Below are 2,289 nucleotides of genomic sequence, written 5' to 3'. Positions count from 1 at the left end.
CGCCACCCCGGCCCCCACGTCCGAGCTGGACGACGAGGCCCTGCTCGCGTGCGCGCGCGACGTGCTGGAGGCGGAGTCGCGCGCCATCCTCGGTGTGACAGCGCGGCTGGGCGCACCCTTCGTGCGCGCGGTGCGGCTGGTGCGCGAGTGTCAGGGACAGGTCATCGTGACGGGCATGGGGAAGGCGGGCCACATCGGCCAGAAGCTCTCCGCCACGCTCGCGTCCACGGGTGTCCGCTCGGTGTTCCTGCACCCCGCGGAGGCGGTGCACGGGGACCTGGGCCGGGTGGCGCGCGGGGACGTCATCCTGGCGCTGTCGAACAGCGGCTCCACGGAGGAGCTGGTGCGGCTGCTCCCGTCGTTCAAGCGCATGGCGACGCCGGTCATCGCGTTGACGGCGGACACGCAGAGCGCGCTGGCGCGCGGCTCGGACGTGGTGCTGGAGATTGGCCACATCGAGGAGGCGTGTCCGATGGGGCTGGTCCCCACGGCGTCCACGGCGGCGCTGCACGCGCTGGGGGACGCGCTCACGATGGCGGTGCTGCGCTCGCGGCCGTTCGGGACGGATGACTACGCGCTGTTGCACCCGGGTGGGAAGCTGGGCCGCTCGGTGCAGCGCGTGTTCGAGCTGATGCGCACGGGGCCCGCCAACCCGCTGGTGCGCGACACCGCCACGCTGTCGGAGGTGGTGGGGGTGATGACGAAGACGCCGGGCCGGCCGGGCGCGGCCTGCGTGGTGGACCGCACGGGGCGGCTGGTGGGCATCTTCACGGACGGCGACCTGCGCCGCCGCGTGGAGCAGGGGCTCACCGACTTCAAGATTCAGGTGCGCGACGTGATGGGCAAGCAGCCGCGCTGCGTGACGCCGGAGACGCTGGCGCTCTCGGCCACCGCGCAGATGCGCGAGCTGAAGGTGGACCAGCTGCCCGTGGTGGACGTCGAGGGCCGCGCCGTGGGCCTGCTCGACGTGCAGGACCTGCTCGCCGCGAAGTTCGTCTGAACAGGCTCGCACCGTGAAGGTGCGAGCCCGTGGTGCCTACCGCGACAGCTTCGCCTGGAGGCCGGCCTTGTTGTAGTCGGGCGCGTCCGAGGACAGCTTCTCCCAGAGCGCCTTGGCGCCCTTCGCGTCCCCCTTCTCGAGCAACACGTCGCCCAGCTTCTCCACCGACGCCGGGTCCGACTGCACCGCCACGCCCCACACGCGCGCGGCCATGGGCCGTCCCAGGCCCACCAGCGCCCACGCCATGCCCGCCTTCGCGCGGCCATTCTCCGGCTGGAAGGGCACCACGCGCGTGTAGTTGCCGAGCGCCTCCTGGAAGCGCCCCTTCGCCAGGTGCTCCTCACCCTCCTCCACCAGCTTCGTCAGGCCCTGCTCCAGCTCCGGCGTGCGCTCGGTGTTCTTCACCGCGTCCACCATCTCCGGCGTCAGCGGACGCGGCGCGTCCTGCGCGGGAGCGGCGGCCAGCGCCTGCGACAACCGGATGCGGCGGTCCTCGGCGCGCGCCGCGAGCAGCTTCGCGCGCCCACCCGCCTTCACCGTCTCGTCCACCAGCGCCGACATCCGCTTCGCCGTGGCCGCGCGCGCGGAGTTGGGGTTGAGGGCCTGCACCGCCTCGAAGCCCTCGTGCGCCTGCTTCAGCGCCGCCAGGTCCTCGCCCTTCGTCTCGAACAGCACCGAGGCGCGCCCGTAGAGCGCCTCCTCGTGCCGGGGCTCCACCTCCAGCACCGCGCCGTACGCCGCCAGCGCCGCCGCCGAATCTCCGCCCAGGTACAGCGCGTTGGCGCGCATGACCCCCGTCTCCAGCACGGGCTCCAGCGCCGCGCGAGCACAGGCCGCCGCGCCCGCCGCGTCACCCTTCTTCGCGCGCTCGCTCGCCACCTGCCCCATCGCATCCAGCGGCTGGCCCGGCGTGAAGCCACACTTCGCGGCCTCCGCCGTCGGCACCGGCGTCTTGCCCAGCTTCTTCTTCTGCGCCAGGAACAGGTCGCGCACCGGCTTCGCGCGCTCCTCGGCCTGCTGCAGGTACGTGTCCGCGTCCACGTTGCGGCCGTTCACGTAGTACAGCCGCCCCAGCGACGCGGCGATCTCGAACGTCTTCTCGCGCCCCTTCAACCCCTCCGTGGAGTCGAGCTGCCGCAGCAGCTCGTCCGCGGACGGAGGCGCCTTGCCCGTGCCCGACAGCGGCGGGTGCCCCGAGGGCAGCGCGTCCGGAGACGTCGGCGTCTGCCCTTCGAGCGGAGGATGCCCTTGCGGCAGCGCGCCCCCTCCACCCATGGACGGCGCGGTGG

2 protein-coding genes are annotated in these 2,289 nt (G+C 73.3%); one reads left to right on the top strand and one right to left on the bottom strand.

The features are described from left to right. Positions 1 to 25 precede the first annotated feature (25 nt). The gene (locus tag FL311_RS42660; protein WP_228557466.1) at positions 26 to 1,000 is read left to right on the top strand and encodes an SIS domain-containing protein; all 975 of its coding nucleotides are present in this window, start codon (positions 26 to 28) and stop codon (positions 998 to 1,000) included. 36 nt (positions 1,001 to 1,036) lie between these two features. Here FL311_RS42660 and FL311_RS44650 read toward each other — a convergent pair. After that, a partial coding sequence (locus tag FL311_RS44650) for a hypothetical protein (protein WP_228557465.1) occupies positions 1,037 to 2,289 on the bottom strand: 1,253 nt, incomplete at its 5' end.

It is taken from the genome of Myxococcus sp. AB025B (genome assembly GCF_006518215.1).
GTDB classification, from domain to species: domain Bacteria; phylum Myxococcota; class Myxococcia; order Myxococcales; family Myxococcaceae; genus Myxococcus; species Myxococcus fulvus.
The sequence above is the reverse complement of the archived record's forward strand: the minus strand, read 5'-3'. Positions and strand labels throughout refer to the sequence as shown.